This window comes from Pseudomonas batumici (assembly GCF_000820515.1).
Lineage (GTDB): Bacteria > Pseudomonadota > Gammaproteobacteria > Pseudomonadales > Pseudomonadaceae > Aquipseudomonas > Aquipseudomonas batumici.
The window spans coordinates 1-1,991 of sequence record NZ_JXDG01000079.1 but is presented as its reverse complement, the minus strand read 5'-3'; the positions used below and the strand labels follow the sequence as shown (position 1 = coordinate 1,991).

Annotated in this window: 2 protein-coding genes; both read left to right on the top strand. The window is 62.9% G+C overall.

Features of this window, described 5'->3' with window-relative positions:
• Window positions 1-895 (top strand): methyl-accepting chemotaxis protein (locus UCMB321_RS27850; RefSeq protein WP_040071936.1); only part of this gene is annotated, 895 nt, incomplete at its 5' end.
• 275 nt (window positions 896-1,170) lie between these two features.
• The coding region (locus UCMB321_RS27845) for a cache domain-containing protein (RefSeq protein WP_040071935.1) at window positions 1,171-1,991 on the top strand (821 nt) is incomplete at its 3' end.

Genomic DNA, 1,991 nt, shown 5'->3' with positions numbered 1-1,991 from the left:
ACTGGGGCAGTTGGCCGGTTCCTTCAACCGCTTTGTCGACAAGATCCATGGCCTGGTGCGGCAGATCAGTGAAATGACCGTGCAACTGACCACCCTGGTCTCCCAGGTCAGCGAACAGGCCCAGCGTTCGGAACAGGCGATGGAACGTCAGCGCCACGAGACCGACCAGGTGGCCACGGCGATCAACCAGATGTCCTCGGCGGCCCAGGAAGTGGCGCGTGGCGCCCAAGGCGCCGCGATCGCCGCGCAGCAGACCGACGCCGAAGGCCAGACCGCCAAGCGGGTGGTCGATGGCAGCATCCAGCAGATCCATGCGCTGGTGCAGGACATTCGCCACAGCGGCACGTCCCTGGATAGTCTGCAGCAGGACGTGACCTCCATCGTCAGCGTGCTGGGGGTGATTCGTTCGATTGCCGAGCAGACCAACCTGCTGGCCCTCAACGCCGCCATCGAGGCGGCACGGGCCGGTGAGGCGGGGCGCGGTTTTGCGGTGGTGGCCGATGAAGTGCGGGCGCTGGCCAGCCGGACCCAGCAGAGCACCCAGGAAATCCAGGGCATGATCGACCGCCTGCAACAGGGCACACAGGTGGCGGTGGAGGCCATGCGCCGCTCCAGCGAAGCCGGTGATGGTACTTCGGACCGGGCCAACGAGGCCGGTGCGTCGCTGGATACCATGGCGCAGTTGATCGGCACCATCAACGCGATGAACGCGCAGATCGCCAGCGCTGCCGAGGAGCAGACCGCGGTGGCCGAAGAGATCAACCGCAGCGTGCACCAGATCGCCACGGCGGTGGACAGCGTGGCCGATGAAACCCAGCGCAGCGCCCAGACCTCCCGCAGCCTGGCGGAGCTGGGACAGCACCTGGGCAAGCTGGTGGGGCAGTTCCGGATCTAAAAGCATCGCCGGCAAGCCGGCTCCCACAGGTTTTTCAGTCGTACACAAGACCCAGGTACGACGCGGACATTGTGGGAGCCGGCTTGCCGGCGATAGCGTCCGTCCAGACGCCCGATACCTATGAGGCCACCACCAGATCCCGCAACAACGAACCGTACGCAAGTCCTTGGCGTTCACGATGGCGTGCTCACCACCACGTAATAGCCTCTCGGCTCAATTTTGCCCGTCCCAAGCCGTTAACCTGTTGACTGTCTTCCCTATAAGAGAGAACCATCATGCGCCTGAGTCTGAAGGCCAAAGTCGTGTCCCTCGCCGTACTGCCGGTATTGCTCTGCGCCCTGGTGATCAGTTTGACCACGGTCTGGATGTTGCAAAATCAGGCCAGGGATGAGGTGGAGCAAACCCGCCAGCGTCTGCTCTCGGAGGCCAAGGTGACCTTGCAGAACTACGTCACCCAGGTGATGACCGCGATCAAGCCGCTCTACGATGCCGCGCCCCCGGGCGACATGGCGGCGCGGGCCCAGGTGGTGAAACTGCTGTCGAATATCAAGTACGGCAAGGACGGTTACTTCTTCGGCTATGACTCGCAGGTCGTGCGGGTGTTCAAGAGCAACAGCCCCGATGACATCGGCAAGAGTTTCAAGGATGCCCGCGATCCGAATGGCGTCTACGCCAATCGCGGCCTGGTCGAGGTTGCCAAGGACGGTACCCATTACCTGAAATACAGTTCGCCGCTACCCGGCAACGACAAGGTGCTGGTACCCAAGATCGGTTACACCGAATACCTGCCCAAGTGGGATCTGGCCATCGGTACCTCCGTCAACCTCGACGGTATCGAGGCCCAGGTCGCGGAGTTGGAGACCAAGGTCCATCAGCGCATGGAGGGGGTGATCCTGAGCATCCTCGGAATCGCCCTGGTGGTGCTGCTGGTGATCGCGGTCCTCGGGGTGCTGATGGCCAATACCATTTTGCGCCCGTTGCAATTGATGAAGCACAGCCTGGACGATATCGCGGCCGGGGAGGGTGACCTGACGCGGCGCCTGGCGATCACCAGCCAGGACGAACTGGGGCAGTTGGCCGGTTCCTTCAACCGCTT